22 protein-coding genes are annotated in these 15,752 nt (G+C 65.6%); 15 read left to right on the forward strand and 7 right to left on the reverse strand.

Features of this window, described 5'->3' with window-relative positions; genetic code table 11:
* Positions 1 to 27: 27 nt before the first annotated feature.
* Entirely contained in the window at positions 28 to 1,323 is a 1,296-nt protein-coding gene (gene mnmE, locus VGN66_RS01655) for a tRNA uridine-5-carboxymethylaminomethyl(34) synthesis GTPase MnmE (protein WP_327517117.1), read from the reverse strand.
* On the reverse strand, positions 1,320 to 1,559 hold the full coding sequence (locus VGN66_RS01660) for a DUF6489 family protein (protein WP_327517118.1): 240 nt from the start codon (positions 1,557 to 1,559) through the stop codon (positions 1,320 to 1,322). Before VGN66_RS01660 ends, mnmE begins: the two co-directional genes overlap by 4 nt.
* A gap of 319 nt (positions 1,560 to 1,878) precedes the next feature.
* Here VGN66_RS01660 and VGN66_RS01665 point away from each other — a divergent pair, with 319 nt between their 5' ends.
* The gene (locus VGN66_RS01665) at positions 1,879 to 2,343 is read left to right on the forward strand and encodes a methylated-DNA--[protein]-cysteine S-methyltransferase (protein WP_327517119.1); all 465 of its coding nucleotides are present in this window, start codon (positions 1,879 to 1,881) and stop codon (positions 2,341 to 2,343) included.
* 14 nt (positions 2,344 to 2,357) lie between these two features.
* Positions 2,358 to 3,050, forward strand: a complete 693-nt coding sequence (locus VGN66_RS01670) for a dienelactone hydrolase family protein (protein WP_327517120.1) — start codon at positions 2,358 to 2,360, stop codon at positions 3,048 to 3,050.
* Between the two features lie 57 nt (positions 3,051 to 3,107).
* On the opposite strand, the gene VGN66_RS01675 is transcribed toward VGN66_RS01670, so the two are convergent.
* From VGN66_RS01675 to hemE, 4 genes are all read right to left on the reverse strand, one after another.
* Entirely contained in the window at positions 3,108 to 3,785 is a 678-nt protein-coding gene (locus VGN66_RS01675) for a TerC family protein (protein ID WP_327517121.1), read from the reverse strand.
* A gap of 156 nt (positions 3,786 to 3,941) precedes the next feature.
* Entirely contained in the window at positions 3,942 to 5,198 is a 1,257-nt protein-coding gene (gene rho / locus VGN66_RS01680; RefSeq protein WP_327517122.1) for a transcription termination factor Rho, read from the reverse strand.
* Between the two features lie 154 nt (positions 5,199 to 5,352).
* The gene (locus VGN66_RS01685) at positions 5,353 to 5,808 is read right to left on the reverse strand and encodes a CopD family protein (protein ID WP_327517124.1); all 456 of its coding nucleotides are present in this window, start codon (positions 5,806 to 5,808) and stop codon (positions 5,353 to 5,355) included.
* Positions 5,805 to 6,833 carry a uroporphyrinogen decarboxylase gene (hemE, locus tag VGN66_RS01690; RefSeq protein WP_327517125.1) on the reverse strand — a complete coding sequence of 343 codons (1,029 nt, stop codon included), beginning with the start codon at positions 6,831 to 6,833 and terminating at the stop codon, positions 5,805 to 5,807. Before hemE ends, VGN66_RS01685 begins: the two co-directional genes overlap by 4 nt.
* 426 nt (positions 6,834 to 7,259) lie before the next feature.
* Here hemE and VGN66_RS01695 point away from each other — a divergent pair, with 426 nt between their 5' ends.
* From VGN66_RS01695 to VGN66_RS01745, 11 genes are all read left to right on the forward strand, one after another.
* Positions 7,260 to 8,096: a pyruvate, water dikinase regulatory protein gene (locus tag VGN66_RS01695; RefSeq protein WP_327517126.1), complete on the forward strand. Its 837-nt coding sequence runs from the start codon at positions 7,260 to 7,262 to the stop codon at positions 8,094 to 8,096.
* On the forward strand, positions 8,093 to 8,680 hold the full coding sequence (locus VGN66_RS01700) for a nucleoside triphosphate pyrophosphatase (protein ID WP_327517127.1): 588 nt from the start codon (positions 8,093 to 8,095) through the stop codon (positions 8,678 to 8,680). Before VGN66_RS01695 ends, VGN66_RS01700 begins: the two co-directional genes overlap by 4 nt.
* The gene (locus VGN66_RS01705; protein WP_327517128.1) at positions 8,677 to 9,489 is read left to right on the forward strand and encodes a shikimate dehydrogenase; all 813 of its coding nucleotides are present in this window, start codon (positions 8,677 to 8,679) and stop codon (positions 9,487 to 9,489) included. Before VGN66_RS01700 ends, VGN66_RS01705 begins: the two co-directional genes overlap by 4 nt.
* Entirely contained in the window at positions 9,486 to 10,082 is a 597-nt protein-coding gene (gene coaE / locus VGN66_RS01710) for a dephospho-CoA kinase (protein ID WP_327517129.1), read from the forward strand. Before VGN66_RS01705 ends, coaE begins: the two co-directional genes overlap by 4 nt.
* Positions 10,083 to 10,089: 7 nt before the next feature.
* Positions 10,090 to 10,782: a DNA polymerase III subunit epsilon gene (dnaQ, locus tag VGN66_RS01715; RefSeq protein WP_327517130.1), complete on the forward strand. Its 693-nt coding sequence runs from the start codon at positions 10,090 to 10,092 to the stop codon at positions 10,780 to 10,782.
* A 51-nt stretch (positions 10,783 to 10,833) separates the two neighbouring features.
* Complete coding sequence (gene hpf, locus VGN66_RS01720; RefSeq protein ID WP_327517131.1) at positions 10,834 to 11,406, forward strand: ribosome hibernation-promoting factor, HPF/YfiA family; 573 nt, start codon at positions 10,834 to 10,836, stop codon at positions 11,404 to 11,406.
* Positions 11,407 to 11,415: 9 nt separating this feature from the next.
* Complete coding sequence (locus VGN66_RS01725; RefSeq protein ID WP_327517132.1) at positions 11,416 to 11,886, forward strand: PTS sugar transporter subunit IIA; 471 nt, start codon at positions 11,416 to 11,418, stop codon at positions 11,884 to 11,886.
* Positions 11,843 to 12,346, forward strand: a complete 504-nt coding sequence (locus tag VGN66_RS01730) for a PaaI family thioesterase (RefSeq protein WP_327517133.1) — start codon at positions 11,843 to 11,845, stop codon at positions 12,344 to 12,346. The genes VGN66_RS01725 and VGN66_RS01730 overlap by 44 nt, the downstream gene beginning before the upstream one ends.
* On the forward strand, positions 12,343 to 12,684 hold the full coding sequence (locus VGN66_RS01735; RefSeq protein ID WP_327517134.1) for a DUF1491 family protein: 342 nt from the start codon (positions 12,343 to 12,345) through the stop codon (positions 12,682 to 12,684). The genes VGN66_RS01730 and VGN66_RS01735 overlap by 4 nt, the downstream gene beginning before the upstream one ends.
* 162 nt (positions 12,685 to 12,846) lie before the next feature.
* Positions 12,847 to 13,491 (forward strand): cell wall hydrolase, encoded by a 645-nt coding sequence (locus VGN66_RS01740; protein ID WP_327517135.1) that lies wholly within the window; start codon positions 12,847 to 12,849, stop codon positions 13,489 to 13,491.
* Positions 13,492 to 13,541: 50 nt separating this feature from the next.
* Positions 13,542 to 14,057 carry an MmcB family DNA repair protein gene (locus VGN66_RS01745; RefSeq protein WP_414713168.1) on the forward strand — a complete coding sequence of 172 codons (516 nt, stop codon included), beginning with the start codon at positions 13,542 to 13,544 and terminating at the stop codon, positions 14,055 to 14,057.
* 3 nt (positions 14,058 to 14,060) lie between these two features.
* Here the strand turns inward: VGN66_RS01745 and VGN66_RS01750 are convergent, their stop codons facing one another.
* Complete coding sequence (locus VGN66_RS01750) at positions 14,061 to 14,660, reverse strand: ankyrin repeat domain-containing protein (protein WP_327517137.1); 600 nt, start codon at positions 14,658 to 14,660, stop codon at positions 14,061 to 14,063.
* 71 nt (positions 14,661 to 14,731) lie between these two features.
* Here VGN66_RS01750 and VGN66_RS01755 point away from each other — a divergent pair, with 71 nt between their 5' ends.
* Together VGN66_RS01755 and VGN66_RS01760 are read left to right on the forward strand one after the other, a co-directional pair.
* Positions 14,732 to 15,325 carry an SCO family protein gene (locus tag VGN66_RS01755; RefSeq protein WP_327517138.1) on the forward strand — a complete coding sequence of 198 codons (594 nt, stop codon included), beginning with the start codon at positions 14,732 to 14,734 and terminating at the stop codon, positions 15,323 to 15,325.
* Positions 15,322 to 15,750 (forward strand): YcgN family cysteine cluster protein, encoded by a 429-nt coding sequence (locus tag VGN66_RS01760; RefSeq protein WP_414713177.1) that lies wholly within the window; start codon positions 15,322 to 15,324, stop codon positions 15,748 to 15,750. Before VGN66_RS01755 ends, VGN66_RS01760 begins: the two co-directional genes overlap by 4 nt.
* Positions 15,751 to 15,752: the final 2 nt, after the last annotated feature.

The raw sequence follows: 15,752 nt of genomic DNA on the forward strand, positions 1-15,752 counted from the left end.
AGGTCAAAAGCGTTCCACGTGGAACAGTCACTTGCCGATACAGAAGCGACCGAACAGCGCGTCGAGCATTGCCTCGACGTCCGCAGCTCCTGTGATGCGGTGGAACCCACGCAACGCGGCGCGCAGCTCCTCGGCGGCAAGAAGCAGTTCGTCCTGAGCGGCGGCAGCGCGCAGTGCCATGGCGGACTGCTCAGCGAGCGCGCGCTGACGGATGTTGAGCGCGACGCTGTCCGAAGGGGGGAGCAACGCGGTGGAGAGTTCCGCGATGGCGTTCCAGAGGGCCTCAACCCCCTGCCCCGTCTCGGCCGACACGGAGAGGCGATCGGTAACGCCCGCTTCACGTCCGGGTGTGTCCGCGCGCGGGTGGACGAGCAGATGCGGCACTTCCGCCCACTCACCAGCGAGTGGCGCATCATCGAGCCACAGGACGAGGTCAGCGCTCTCGATCGCGGACCGGGCGCGGGCAATGCCGATCTCCTCGACGATATCCGCAGGCGCGGCGTGGAGGCCAGCGGTGTCGGTCAGCAGATAGGCGATGCCGTCGCGCATCACCGGCACCTCGATCCGGTCGCGCGTCGTTCCCGCCAGCGGCGAGACGATCGCAGCTTCGCGCCCGGCCAGCGCGTTGAGCAGTGTCGATTTGCCGGCATTGGGTTGTCCTGCCAGCACGATGCGGATGCCGTCGCGGATGCGTTCGACCGGCGGCTGCGCGGTTACGGTCTCGATCTCAGCCGCGAGTGCGATCGCGTCACGCTGCACGGTGGCGAGGACATCCCCCTCCCCCGCCACATCATCCTCGTCAGCATGATCGAGCATTGCCTCGACCAACGCCGAGAGACGCAGTGCGCGCGTCGCCCACCCGTCGATCCGCGCACGAACGCCGCCTTCGGCCGCGCGCAATGCGGTGCGGCGCTGCATTTCGGTTTCGGCAGCGAGCAGGTCGCCCAGGCCCTCGGCTTCGGTCAGGTCGACGCGGCCATTGGTCAGCGCGCGGCGGGTGAACTCGCCCGGCTCGGCACCGCGCAGTCCTGGGATTGCCGCCAGCGCCGCCTCGACCGCGCGTACCACGGCGCGACCACCGTGCAGGTGAAGTTCGGCAAGATCCTCACCGGTCGCAGTTGCCGGACCGGGGAAGATAAGCACCAGCGCGCGGTCGAGCGCTTCGCCGTCACGCCGCAAGGTCCGCAGCGATGCGCGACGCGGTGACGGCAGTTCGCCCGCCAGCGTGGTGACGGCCGCGAATGCCTGTGGTCCCGAAATGCGGATAACCGCGATGCCGGCGGGCAAGGCCCCGCTCGACAGCGCAAAGATCGAGTCGCTCACTCGCTACCGCTGCGCTTGCCCATATCGAACATGCCGCGCCAGAAGTTCATCCCGGCCTCACCCATCGGGGTCCAGCTCTTCATCATATTCTCGAGCAGTTCGGGATTGATCCCGCCCTTGTCGATCGAATCGATCATCATCTGAATGTAGCGATCATGGACCGGGGTGAAATCGGGCAGGCCCATCGCGCGGCGCGCCTCTTCGGGGGTGCAGTCGACCTCGACATTGATCTTCATACCGTGTTCTCCACTTGAGCCCGAAGCATCCCCTGCCTAGGGTCCAGACCTGCAAACAGCAATGATCGTGATTGCGTGCACGGGTTCGCTGGCAAGGAGCGTTCCGCAGCGCGTAGCGGCGCTACGCGCAAGGGGCGCGACGCAGACCAGCGGGCACGTGCACGCAACCGCGAAGCGGCGGGCGGGATTTGGCGCATGGAGGGCGTCGCTCGTCGGTCACGATGCTTTAGCATCGCTCCCTCCTCGCTCCTACCCATGCACCAAATCCCGCTCCGTCACGACCGTTGCTGTTTGCAGGTCTGGACCCTACGCTCCGCCCATGTATGCGCGCGACCATGCCCTGATCGCAACGCCCATCGGCCCGATCCGGGTCGATGGGGATGAAAGCGTGGTGCTGCGCGTGACGTTGGGCGGGGATGGGCCGCCAGTTGCGGGAACAACCGGACCCGTTCGGAACGCCTGTGAGCAGCTTCACGCCTATTTCGCGGGCGATCTCAAGGCATTCGACCTCGCACTACCGCCCATCGCCTCCCCACGCGGACGCGAACTACGCGCCGGGCTGGTTGCGCTCGGCTATGGCGAGACGGCGAGCTATGGTGCGCTGGCCGAGAGGCTGGGCTCCGGTGCGCGCGCGATCGGGCAACTGTGCGCGCGCAATCCGCTTCCCGTCATCATTCCGTGCCACAGGGTGACCGCAGCCGGCGGCGCGCTCGGGAGTTATTCGGCGGGCGATGGTCCCGCCACGAAACAATGGCTGCTCGACCACGAGCGGCGTCACCGCTGACCAAGGAGTGTTTCATGCCGACTATCGAAATCGACGCGATCGACGGGAGCGGCAGCTTCGCCGCCTATCGTGCAGATCCCGAGGGCACCCCGCGCGGCGCGATCGTGGTGATCCAGGAAATCTTTGGCGTAAATGAAGGCATCCGGCGCAAATGCGATCATTTCGCGGCGCTCGGCTATGTTGCGCTGGCCCCCGACCTGTTCTGGCGGCTTGAGCCCGGCATCGACCTCGATCCCGATGTCGAGCCGGAGTTCAAGCAGGCGCTCGACTGGATGGGCAAGTTCGACCAGGACAAGGGCGTCGCCGATATCGAAGCGACGATCCGCGCGGCGCGCGACGCCAGCGGCGGCAAGGTCGGGGTCACCGGCTATTGCCTCGGCGGCCGCCTCGCCTTCATGACCGCTGCGCGTACCGATAGCGATGCCAGTGTCGGCTATTATGCCGTGGGCGTCGACGGGCTGCTCGGCGAGAAGCACGCCATTGCCAACCCGCTGATGCTCCACATTGCCGGCGACGATGGGTTCGTCCCCGCCGCGACGCAGCAGGCGATGCATGAAGGTCTGGACGACCACCCCAAGGTGACGCTCCACGACTATCCGGGCGAAGACCATGGCTTTGCCACCGAGATGGGCAAGCGGCGCTCGGATGCCGCAGCGCAATTGGCGGACAGCCGCACCGAGGCGTTCTTCGCCGAGCATATCGGCTGACACAAAAAGGGCGGCATCCTCGCGGACGCCGCCCTTTCCTGTTTTCAGATCAATGCCTTAGCGGAACAGCTGCAGCAGCCCCACGTCCTGATCGGTGATCCCGGTATAGATCATCGACCCGGCGACATAGACGATCACCAGCAGACCGATCCACGCGATCCAGCGGAAGCGCTCAATATACTTGGCGATGATGTTCGCCGCGACGCCCATCAGCGCGACCGCGATGACCAGCCCGACCATCAGGATGCCGGGATGCTCACGCGCTGCGCCAGCGACCGCAAGCACGTTGTCGAGGCTCATCGAGACGTCCGCCACCGCGACCGCCCAGGCGGCACCGGCAAAGCTCTTGGCCGGCTTCAGGCCCGAATGCTCGTCGCCTGCAACCTCAGGCGAACCGGCGCTTTCGCCACCATGGCCGATCTCGCGCCACATCTTCCACGCCACCCACAGCAGCAGCACGCCGCCGGCGAAGATCAGGCCGACAATCGCCATCAACTGCGTCACCACCAGCGCAAAGCCGATGCGCAGCACCAGCGCGGCGATGATGCCGATCAGGATGACCTTCTTGCGCTGATCCGCGGGAAGACCCGCAGCGAGCGCACCGATGACGATCGCATTGTCGCCCGCAAGGACGATGTCGATCAGAATGACCTGGCCGAATGCCAGCCAGGCGGACCCGCTGCCCGAGAACAGGCCGGCGAAGTCGGCGACGATATGGCCCCAGATTTCGGTCATGGGTTCCCCTTCTTATTAGTCTGCATTGCGCAACGTTTAATCGAACATCGCGGGTCCGTCATGGGCAAAGCCCATGACGTCGATCGGGCCATGCGGCCCGCCGGCCGGACGCTGCGGCGAGTCCTGATTTAGCGGGGCTAAACTAGGCCGCCTTGATCACTGGTTCATGCTGTCGAAGAAGTTCTCGTTGGTCTTCGAATCCTTCATCTTGTCGAGCAGGAACTCCATCGCGTCGGTGGTGCCCATCTGCATGAGGATGCGGCGCAGCACCCACATTTTCGACAGCGTCGGTTTGTCGAGCAACAGCTCTTCCTTGCGCGTGCCGGACTTGCCGACGTCGAGCGCCGGGAAGATGCGCTTGTCCGCCACCTTGCGGTCGAGGACGATTTCGGAGTTACCGGTGCCCTTGAACTCTTCGAAGATCACTTCGTCCATGCGGCTGCCGGTATCGATCAGCGCGGTGGCGATGATCGAGAGCGAGCCGCCCTCCTCGATATTACGCGCGGCACCGAAGAAGCGCTTGGGACGCTGCAGCGCGTTGGCGTCGACACCGCCGGTCAACACCTTGCCCGAGCTGGGCACGACGGTGTTGTAGGCGCGGCCGAGGCGGGTGATCGAGTCGAGCAGGATCACGACGTCCTTCTTGTGCTCGACCAGGCGCTTGGCCTTTTCGATCACCATTTCGGCGACGGCGACGTGGCGCGTGGCGGGCTCGTCGAAGGTCGAGCTGACCACCTCGCCCTTCACGCTGCGCTGCATGTCGGTGACTTCCTCGGGGCGTTCGTCGATCAGCAGGACGAGCAGGAAGATTTCGGGGTGGTTGTCGGTGATCGCCTTGGCGATGTTCTGCAGCATCACCGTCTTGCCGACGCGCGGCGGCGCGACGATCAGCGTGCGCTGGCCCTTGCCCTGTGGCGAGACGATGTCGATGACGCGCGCCGACTTGTCCTTTTGGGTCGGATCGGCCGGGTCGAGCGTCAGCTTGCTGTCGGGATAGAGCGGCGTGAGGTTGTCGAAATTGACGCGGTGACGGACCACGTCGGGGTCGTCGAAATTGACGCTGACCAGCTTGGTCAGGGCGAAATAGCGCTCGCCATCCTTGGGCGCGCGGATTTCGCCTTCGACGGTGTCGCCGGTGCGCAGGCCGAATTTGCGGACCTGATTGGGCGAGACGTAAATGTCGTCGGGGCCGGCGAGATAGTTGGACTGCGGGCTGCGCAGGAAGCCGAAGCCATCGGTGAGCACCTCGATCGTGCCCTCACCCATGATCAGCTCGCCATTCTCGGCCTGGGCCTTGAGGATGGCGAACATCAAATCCTGCTTGCGCAGCGTCGAAGCGCTCTCGACGCCGAGTTCCTCGGCCATCGTCACCAGTTCGGCGGGCGCGGTTTTCTTCAAATCTTTTAAGTGCATGGGAGAAGTCCGTCTGGCGATCGCTGCTGGGTTTTCGGGCGTTTGGACGCGCGGGAGGCGATGGCTTGAGGAAAAAAGGAGGGACGCCGGGCCGCCGCCAGGACGGCGACGCGACCATAGCGGATTAGGATTCGCCCTCCATCAAGTCAAGCGATCAGAACGGACGCACCACCGCGAGGATGACGATCAGCGCGACGAAGATCGCCGGGATCTCATTGGCGAGGCGCAGCTGCTTGCCGGTCAGCGACCCCTGCCCCGCGGTCAGTTTCTTCGAATAGCCGACCGCCCAGCCATGATAGCCGGAGAGGAGCAGGACCAGCAGCAGCTTGGCATGGAGCCAGCCAAGGCCCGCGCCGCCTTCGAACAGACCGAGATTGACCGCGAGCGCGAGGCCGAGGACCCACACGATCACCAGCGAGGGGGTCAGGATGACGCGGCGCAATTTGGCTTCGCGTTCGGCCCATGCCTTGGCCTGCACCGGATCGGCGAGCGCCTCCTGATGGTGGACGAGATAGCGCGGCAGGATGAACAGGCCAGCCATCCAGAAGATGACGAAGATGACGTGCGCGGCCTTCATCCACAGCCAGGCATTGCCCAGAAATCCGCTCATGCCGCTGTCCCCCTGACGATGCCGATCAGTTGTTCGACATGGGCGATCGGCGTGTCCTGCTGGATGCCGTGGCCCAGGTTGAAGATATGGGGGCGGTCGCGCAAGGCATCAACCACGCGGGTCACCGCTGCCTTGAGCTCCTCCCCGCCGGCGATCAGCGCGAGCGGGTCGAGATTGCCCTGCACCGGCATGCCGGCGGGGAGTTCGCGATGCGCCCAGACGGGATCGACGGTTTCATCGAGGCCGATCGCGTCGACCCCGGTTTCACGGGCATAGGCGGCGAGCTTGCCGCCAGCGCCCTTGGGGAAGCCGATGATCCTGGCGTGCGGGCAGCGGGCGCGCAGGCCCGCGACGATTGCGGCGTTGGGGGCGATCACCCAGCGTTCGAATTGCGCAGGGCTAAGCGATCCCGCCCAGCTGTCGAACAGCTGCACCGCCTCGACCCCCGCCTCAATCTGCTTGGCGAGATAGTCGATCGACATGGCGACGATTGCGCCGATGATCGCCTGAAACGCGCCCGGATCGGCATAGGCCATGCGGCGCGTCTCGCTCTGGTCGCGACTCCCCTGCCCGGCGACCATGTACGTCGCGTTGGTCCAGGGACTTCCTGCAAAGCCCAGAAACGTCACTTCAGGCGGCAAAGCGGCGGCGACGCGGGTCACGGTGCCATAGACCGGGTCGAGCCGCTGTGGGGCCGCTGTGAGGCTTTCCAGCGCAGTATCGACGAGCTTGGGGGCGAGTCGTGGGCCTTCGCCGGCTTCGAACCACAGATCCTGGCCGAGCGCGTGGGGGACGACGAGAATGTCGGAGAACAGGATCGCGCCATCGAAGCCGAAGCGGCGGATCGGCTGCAGCGTGACTTCCGCCGCGGCGTCGCTGTCGTTGACCAGTTCGAGGAAGCCGCCCTTCTCCGCCCGGAGTGCGCGATATTCGGGGAGATAGCGCCCTGCCTGACGCATGAGCCACATGGGGGGCGCATCGACGCGTTCCCCTGACAGCACTCGGAGTAGATTTTTGGGAGTCACCGGACCGCTCGTCTCTCAACAAAAGAAAGAAATAAGATTCTAATAGACTGTAGATGTTAGTTGGCGCGTGGATGCTGGGGCTTAGGCGTTCATGCCCATTCTGCCAACAGATTGACCGCGCTGACTCACGCGATTCCGCGGCGATTCGATTCAACCGTCCACATTATCCACAGGCTGTGCGCAGGATCGCGACGCTGTGGAGGCGGTTGTGGACGAATGACCCGGAGCGTGGATGGACTCCGCCGCTTGGCGGGTCCGGCGGGTTGCGCTAGCGATTTCCCCCATGTTTTCCACAGATCCATCCAGACCGGGGTTTTTTCTCCCCTCCCGCTTGCGGGAGGGGTCGGGGGAGGGCCTGTCAAAACAGGGCGCACTCCGAGTGGACAGGCCCTCCCCTAGCCCCTCCCGCAAGCGGGAGGGGGATGAATGAAATTGCACCTGCATCTCCTCTCCGATTCCACCGGCGAGACGCTCGAGAATATCGCCAAGGCGGCGCTCGCGCAGTTCGACGATGTCGAGGTGCTGCGGCATTTCTGGCCGATGGTGCGCAGCGAGACGCATCTCGAGCGCATTCTGGCGGAGATCGCGCAAAATCCGGGGCTGGTGATCTTCACGTTGGTGAACCCTGAAATCCGCCGCCAGCTCGAGACGCGGTGCCGTGCGATCGGGCTGCCCGCAGTGGCGCCGCTTGATCCGGTGAACCATGCGCTGTCCAATTTGCTGGGGCAGGAGATGAAGGCGCGGCCGGGGCGGCAGCATATGCTCGATGCCGCCTATTTCGCGCGGGTCGATGCGATCCAGTTCACCATTGCGCATGACGATGGCGTCAATTGGGAGAATTGGGAGGAGGCGGACATCGTGCTCGCCGGCGTGTCGCGCACGTCGAAGACGCCGACGTCGATCTACCTCGCCAATCGCGGGCTCAAGGTCGCGAACATTCCGATCGTGCCGCAATCGCCCCCACCCGACCTGCTGTATCGGCTCAAGAACCCGATGGTGGTCGGGCTGACCACCAGTCCCGAGCGGCTGATCCAGGTGCGGCGCAACCGCTTGCTCGCGCTCAATCAGCAGGACGAGACCAGCTATATCGAGCAGGAAGCGGTTCAGAAGGAGGTCGCCTATGCCCGGCGTATGTTCGCCGACAATGGCTGGCCGGTGATCGACGTAACGCGGCGATCGATCGAGGAAACCGCGGCGGCGATCATTACCATGTCGAACGAGCGCGCGACCGCGGCAGCGCGCCAGCCGGATTCCATGGCATGATCGTGCTCGCATCCACCAGCGCATCGCGGCGGGCGATGCTGAACGCGGCGGGCGTGGCGCATGAGGCGCTGCCGGCGCATGTCGATGAAGAAGCGGTCAAGGCGAGCCTTGGCGAAGTCGCGCCGCGCGACTTGGCCGATGCGCTGGCCGAGATGAAGGCAATCAAGATCAGCCAGCGCGTGCCGGGCACATTGGTGCTCGGCGGGGATTCGGTGGTGGCGATCGAGGACGGGACGTTGCTCGACAAGCCGGTCGACCGCGCCGATGCCGAACGCCATCTCAAGCTGTTGTCGGGCAAGCGCCATGACCTCTACAGCGCGGCGGTGATCGCGGAGAATGGCCGCGCGGTATGGCGGCATGTCGACCGCGCGCGGATGTGGGTGCGGCCGCTGTCGGACCAGTTCATCGCCGAGTATCTCGACGCGGAATGGCCGGCGATTGCGGGCTGTGTCGGCTGTTACCGGGTCGAGGGGCCGGGGGTGCAGCTGTTCAGCCGGATCGAGGGCAGCCACTACACGATTCTGGGCATGCCGTTGCTCAACATCCTCGATTATCTGCGCACAAGAGGCCAATTGACGTCATGACCACCCCCCATGCCGAAGTGATCGGCGACCCGATCGCGCAATCCAAGTCGCCGCTGATCCATGGCTTCTGGATCGACAAGCTCGGGATCGATGCGCGCTATACCAAGACGTCGGTGACGCCCGAGGGGCTGGGCGACTTCTTTGCCGCGCGGCGCGACGATCCGGACTGGCGTGGGTGCAACATCACTGCGCCGCACAAGGTGGCGGCGCTCGACCATGTGCCCGATCCGGGCGGGGTGCGGATGAGCATTGGGGCGGTGAACACGGTGTTTCGCGGGGCGGACGGTGCGCTGATCGGTACCAACACCGATGCGGCAGGCTTCTACGCCCCGATCGCCGAGTTCGATTTGGAGGGCGCGCCGGTCGCGGTGGTGGGTGCCGGGGGCGCGGCGCGCGCGATCCTGTTCGCACTGTCGCGGGCCGGGGTCGGCCATGTGACGATCCTCAATCGGTCGCCGTTGAAGGCGATGGGGCTGCTCGCGACCTTTGGATTGAAGGGCGATGTCGTGGCGCTCGACGCGCCGCTGCCGCCGGTGGCGCTGCTGGTCAATGCCAGCTCGCTCGGGATGGTCGGGCACCCGCCGCTCGACCTTGATCTGTCGACCCTGCCCGAAGATGCTCTGGTCTATGACGCGGTCTATGCGCCGCTCGAGACCGGGCTTCTCAAGGCGGCGCGGGCGCGCGGGCTGGAGACGGTCGATGGGCTGGAGATGCTGATCGGGCAGGCGGCGCTGGCGTTCGAGCTGTTCTTTGGCAAGGCGGCGCCGCGCGAGCATGATGCAGAGCTGCGGGCGCTGCTGCTGAAATGAGCCTTGTCCTCGGCCTCACCGGTTCGATCGGCATGGGCAAGTCCACCGTCGCGGCGATGTTCGCAGATGCTGGGGTGCCGGTGTTCGATGCGGATGCCGAAGTGCATCGGCTGCAGGGGCCGGGCGGTGCGCTGGTCGCGCAGATCGAGGCGGAGTTTCCCGATACGACGACCGAGCTGGGGGTCGATCGCACGCTGCTGGGTGAGGCGGTGTTCGGTAATCCGGAGGCATTCAAGCGGCTGGAGGGGATCGTCCACCCTGCCGTTGCGCATGCGCGCAATGAATTTCTCAAGGCCAATGCCGACCAGCCCTTGGTGCTGCTCGATGTGCCGCTGCTGTTTGAAGCCGGCGGGTGGCGGCAGGTCGACAAGATCATCGTCGTCTCGGCGCCGGCGGAGGTGCAGCGCGCGCGCGTGCTGGCGCGGCCGGGGATGACGGTGGAGCGGTTCGAGTCGATCCTCGCGCGGCAGATGCCCGACGCTGAGAAGCGCGCGCGGGCCGATTTCGTGATCTCCACCGGGGGCACGAAAGACGCGACGCGTGCCGAAGTTGCGGCGGTGATCGCTTGCCTCACCGGCCAAACGGGCGGATAAGCAGGGCATGCGTGAAATCGTGTTCGACACCGAAACAACCGGCCTGAGCTACAGCGCCGGGCACCGGCTGGTGGAGATCGGCTGTGTCGAGCTGATCAACCGGGTGCCGACCGGCCGGCATTTCCACCGTTATGTGAACCCCGATCGCGACATGCCGGTCGAGGCGTTCGCGGTGCATGGGCTGTCGGAGGCGTTCCTGGCCGACAAGCCGCGCTTTCACGAGATTTGCGACGAACTGATCGAGTTTCTGGGCGATTGTCCGCTGATCGCGCACAATGCGATGTTCGATCTGGGTTTCATGAACGGCGAGCTGAAGGCGTGCGGGCGCGCGATCCTGACGGTCGACCGCATCGTCGACACGCTGCAGATCGCGCGGACCAAGCATCCTGGTGCCAAGCACACGCTCGATGCGCTGTGCGTCCGCTATGGCGTCGACCTGTCGGCGCGCGAGCTGCACGGCGCGTTGCTCGACGCGCAGTTGCTGGCGCAGGTGTTCATCGAATTGACCGGCGGACGGCAGATCGCGCTGGGGCTGGCGGTGGGTGAAACTACCGGGCCTGACCGGATCACCGTCGCATCGACTAAGAGCAATATACGCCCGGCGCGCATTTTTACGCCGAGCGCGGAGGAACTGGCGCGCCATTCGGCGTTTATGGCCGGGTTCGAGGACCCTGTCTGGGGAACGGCGGCGTCCGGTTGACGCTGTCGGCCCCCATTCCTAGGTGCTCCTCTTGTTAGGACGGAGGAAAATATGGATATCCGGGTTTCTGGTCATCAGGTGGACACGGGCGATGCGCTGAGGCAGCACGTGGACGACCGGCTCCAGGGTATCGCTGAGAAGTATTTCGCGCGGGCGATTTCGGCCAACGTCACCTTTGGCAAGGGTCCGCACGATCATGGCTTTACCTGCGACATCGTCGCGCATGTTATGCAGGGTCTGGTGCTCAAGGGCGCGCATGCCGCACAGGAAGCGCACCTCGCCTTCGACGGCGCGGCCGACAAGATCGAAAAGCAGCTGCGCCGCTACATGCGCCGGCTGAAGGACCGCAACAACGGCCAGGCGCAGGCGATGATGGCCGATTTCGACGCGGGCTATACCGTGTTCCAGGTCGAGGAAGAGGAAGAGGCGGCCGACGCCCCGGCGATCATCGCCGAGACCCGCGTCGATGTGCCCGACGCCAGCGTCTCGGACGCGGTGATGATGCTCGACCTGCGCAACACCAATGCGCTGCTGTTCAAGAACACCGGCACCGGCACCTACAACATGGTCTATCGCCGCACCGACGGCACGATCGGATGGGTCGAACCCAACCGGGCAGCCTGACCCAGCACGATGCAGGATCTCCATGATCTGGTGACGCCCGAGGCGGTTGCCTCGGGCGTGACGGCGGGCAGCAAGAAGAAACTCTTCGCGCTGCTCGCCGACATCGCGGCGCGGGTCTATGGCCTCGACGCGACGACTGTGGCTGCGCAACTGGCTGCGCGCGAGCGGCTGGGTACGACCGGTTTCGGCGGCGGGATTGCGATCCCGCATGGCCGGATCGAGGGGCTGGATGCGGTGCGCGGGGTGATGATGCGGCTCGAAAAGCCGGTCGATTTCGGCGCGGTGGACGATAGTCCGGTGGATCTGGTGTTCATGCTGCTGTCCCCGGTTAACGCCGGGGCGGACCATCTCAAGGCGCTGGCGCGGGTGTCGCGGCGGCTGCGCGACCGTGGATTTACCGCCAAGCTGCGCGGGGCTGGGTCGGCCGACGCGATCTATGCCCTGCTCGCCGGAAACGAAGCACGTGACGCCGCTGCCTGATGCCGCACGCGCGGTGGGGGCGGAGGCGCATCACCGTGCGCTTGAATCGCTTTATGCCGCCGCCCCGATCAACCGCATGTTCGAATCGCGTCTGGAAATCCCGCAGGCCGGGGTGGCGCGGATCCATTTCACGATCGACGAACGCCATTTCCATGCCGGCGGCGCGGCGCATGGGACGAGCTATTTCAAGATGCTCGACGATGCGGCGTTCTATGCCGCGAACAGCCTGGTGACCGACCGGTTCCTGCTGACGACCGCGTTCAACCTGTTGTTCACCCGGCCATTGGGGCCGGGGCCGGTGATTGCCGAGGGGCGCTGGGTCAGCGGCCAGCGGCGGGTGTGCGTCGCGGAGGCGCGGCTGATCGACGCATCGGGGGAAGAGGCGGCGCGGGGCACGGGCACCTTCATGAAGTCGCGGATCGCGCTCGCCGGCCTGCCCGGTTATCGCATCGCGCCATGAGCGCGCGGCTCGCCAGCGGGCTGATCGTCAATGCTCTGATCCGCCGCGTGAATGCCGAGGGTGGCAGCGCGATGGTGCTGGCCAAAGGGGACGCCGAGGCCGGGGCGATCCTGGTGCTGGCGCTCGATCGCGGCGACGATCCGCGCTTTTTCGAGCGGGGAATCGGGCCCGACGGCAAGGCCACGCTGGTGCGCAGCGGCCCATTGCAGTTCGACGATCCGGGCGCGGTCGGGGACTATTGGCAGCGGCGGCGCAGTCGTGATCCCGACCTGTGGGTGCTGGAACTGGATATCGCATCGGCAGAACGGTTCGCCGCTGAAACGATTATCGGTGCTTGACGCATTGCAACATGGTCGGCAGAGGCGCGCGACAATTTAATAGCGTTGTGCCGTCGGGGTCAGAGGCCGGGGGTTACGCAGTCGGGGGGCAAGCCCGATCGGTCCGTGCACATGCACATCGGGGGATCAGATCGCGCACCAACCGCATAGTATCGATGTTGAATGTCTTTTTCGTTCCGGGCTGCGATCATCGCGGCCACGACCCTCACCCTTGCCGCCGGCATTGGTGCAACGGCCCCCGGCGTAGCCGCGGAAGCCGATAAGACGCCGGTTCAGGCGATCAACGAAGCGGCAACCGAACAGGTTCCGACCATGGCCGAATCGCTCGCCGCGCTCGAAGCGGACGATGCGGAGGCTATCACCGCCGAGATGGCGGACACTTCCGAACCCGCCAGCCATGCGACGCTCGCCGCCGCCGTTGCCGCGCAGGACGCGGTCGCCGCCGATGCCGAGCTCAACTGCCTCGCAATCGGCGTCTATTATGAATCCAAGGGTGAACCGCTGGAGGGCCAGCTCGCGGTCGCCGAAGTCATCCTCAACCGCGCAAAATCGGGCCGCTTCCCGGCTTCGGTGTGCGGCGTGCTGACGCAACGCGGCCAGTTCTCCTTCGTTCGCGGTGGCCGCCTGCCGCAGCCGCCGGCCAGCGCCCGTGCGTGGAAGACCGCGCTCGCCGTGGCGCAGGTCGCGCGCGACGATGCCTGGGACAGCCGCGTATCGAACGCGCTGTTCTTCCATGCCCGCTATGTCTCGCCGGGCTGGCGCCGGGCGCGTGTCGGCAGCGTCGGAAACCACATCTTCTATCGGTGACACACGCGGACGGGCTTTTGTTTGTTCGTCAAATGTTCTAAAGGTCGGGGATGGTTTCGACACCCTCCCCGGCCCTTTCCGTGGCCGACGATCCCGATCCGGCGACCGCGCCGCTGATCGCCGCCGATGTCACGCGCGGCGTGTGTCGCATGCTGCTGCGCCACGATTGCGTCGCGATGGCGGAGGTGCCGCTGGGCGATGGCCGGCGCGCCGACCTGATGGCGCTGAATGTGCGTGGCGAGATCGTGATCGTCGAGGTCAAGGTATCGCGCGCCGACCTGATCGGTGACGGCAAATGGACCGACTATCTGGCGCATTGCGACCGCTATTTCTGGGCGGTGCCGGCGGGGTTCGACCTGGCGCCGCTTGAGCGCCCCGATTTCCTGCCCGAACGCGCCGGCCTGATCGTCGCCGACCGCTACGACGCGGCGATCGTGCGGGAGGCGCGGACGGTGCCGCTGGCGAGTGCGACGCGGCGCAAATGCACGCTGGCGTTTGCCCGCCGCGCGGCGCGACGGGTGATCACGCTGACCGATCCCGATGCAGAAGTGCCCGGTCGGGGATAACCCTCAGAAGCTCGGGCCCGAGACGGCGCGCTTCTTGATCTTGGGCGCGTTCTTGAGCGCTTCGGCGATCGCCGGAGCGCGGGTGTCGCGGGCGGCATAGTCGCGGGCACTCATGCCGGCGAGCCGGTCGACCATGTCGGGGTCGGCGCCGCTCGTCAGCAGTAGTTGGACCAGCTCGCCATCGCGGCGCTGGACGGCGCGCATCAGCGGGGTTTCGCCACCATTATTGGCGAGGTTGACGTTACCCTTGCGGTTGAGGATCTCGCGGATCCCCTCGTCCCACGCCGCATCGACTGCGAGCATCAACGGCGTGTTACCCGCGCCATCCTGCAGATTCACATTGCCCCCGCGCGCGAGGACGAACCGCAGATAGGTCATGTCGCGGCGCTTGGTGATGATGTGGATCGCCGCGTCGCCCTTGTCGTCCTTGGCGTTGACGATCGTCTGGCCGGGCGCGTTGAGGAATTCGGTGACCTTGTTGCCATCCTGCTCGCGCACGGCCTTCAGGAAGTTGTAGCTTTCGGAAAAGCGCTGGGCGCCGGCCGGAAGCGCTACGCACAGCAGCGCCGCGGCGAATACGAGCCGGGACGGGACGGTCAACATGGTCGGAACAAACCCCTGAAACAATGCAAGCCTTGCCTAACACCCCCTATCAGATCATGGGTCGCCTTGTCATGAACAGGATAACTTTCTTCGCCCTGCCCGTGCTGCTCGGCCTTGCCGCCTGTGGTGGGGGCGCGCCGCAAAGCAAGTCGATCGCCGATGCGCCGCTTGCCGGAGCCTCGATCGGCGGGCCGTTCACGCTGGTCAATGGCGACGGCAAGACCGTCACCGAGAAGGACTTCGCCGGCAAATACCGCATCATGTATTTCGGCTACACCTTCTGCCCCGATGTCTGCCCGGTCGATGTGCAGAATATCGGCGGCGCGATGAAGCGGCTCGAGCAGCAGGATCCGGCGCTCGCGGCGAAGATCGTGCCGGTGTTCGTGTCGATCGATCCGGCGCGCGACACGCCGGCGGTGGTCAAGGAATTCACCGCCGCCTTTCACCCGCGCATGGTCGGGCTGACCGGCAGCGCAGCGCAGGTCGATGCGGCGGCGAAAGTCTATCGCGTCCCCTATGCCAAGCGTGAGACGCCGACCGGCTATCTGATGGACCATGGGCGCCAGGCGTATCTGATGGGACCGAATGGCGAGCCGATCGCGCTGTTGCCGCAGGAGCAGAGCCCCGAGGCGATCGTCGCGGAAATCACGCGGTGGGTCAGCTGACCCCGTTCTGGGAATTGCCACTCGCCCGGCTCGACCGCGCGCAGTGGGAGGCGCTGTGCGACGGCTGTGGCAAATGCTGTCTGCACAAGATCGAGGATGCCGATACCGGCGACCTCTACGCCACCAATGTCGCGTGCCGCTTGCTCGACCGCGATCAGGGGCGGTGCAGCGACTATCGCCACCGCCACGCCTATGTCGCCGAATGCGTGCGGCTGAATGCGGGGAATGTCGACGACATCGCATGGCTGCCGATGACCTGCGCCTATCGCCTGCGTGCCGCCGATGAGCCGCTGCCCCAATGGCATTATCTGATCTCGGGCAGCCGTGAGAGCGTGCATGAGGCGGGTGAGTCGACCCGGGGCTGGACCATTTCCGAAGATATCGCCGGCGACCTCGAACATCATATGGTCGACCGCATCCTGTGAGC

It is taken from the genome of Sphingomonas sp., from assembly GCF_035998645.1.
GTDB lineage: Bacteria > Pseudomonadota > Alphaproteobacteria > Sphingomonadales > Sphingomonadaceae > Sphingomonas.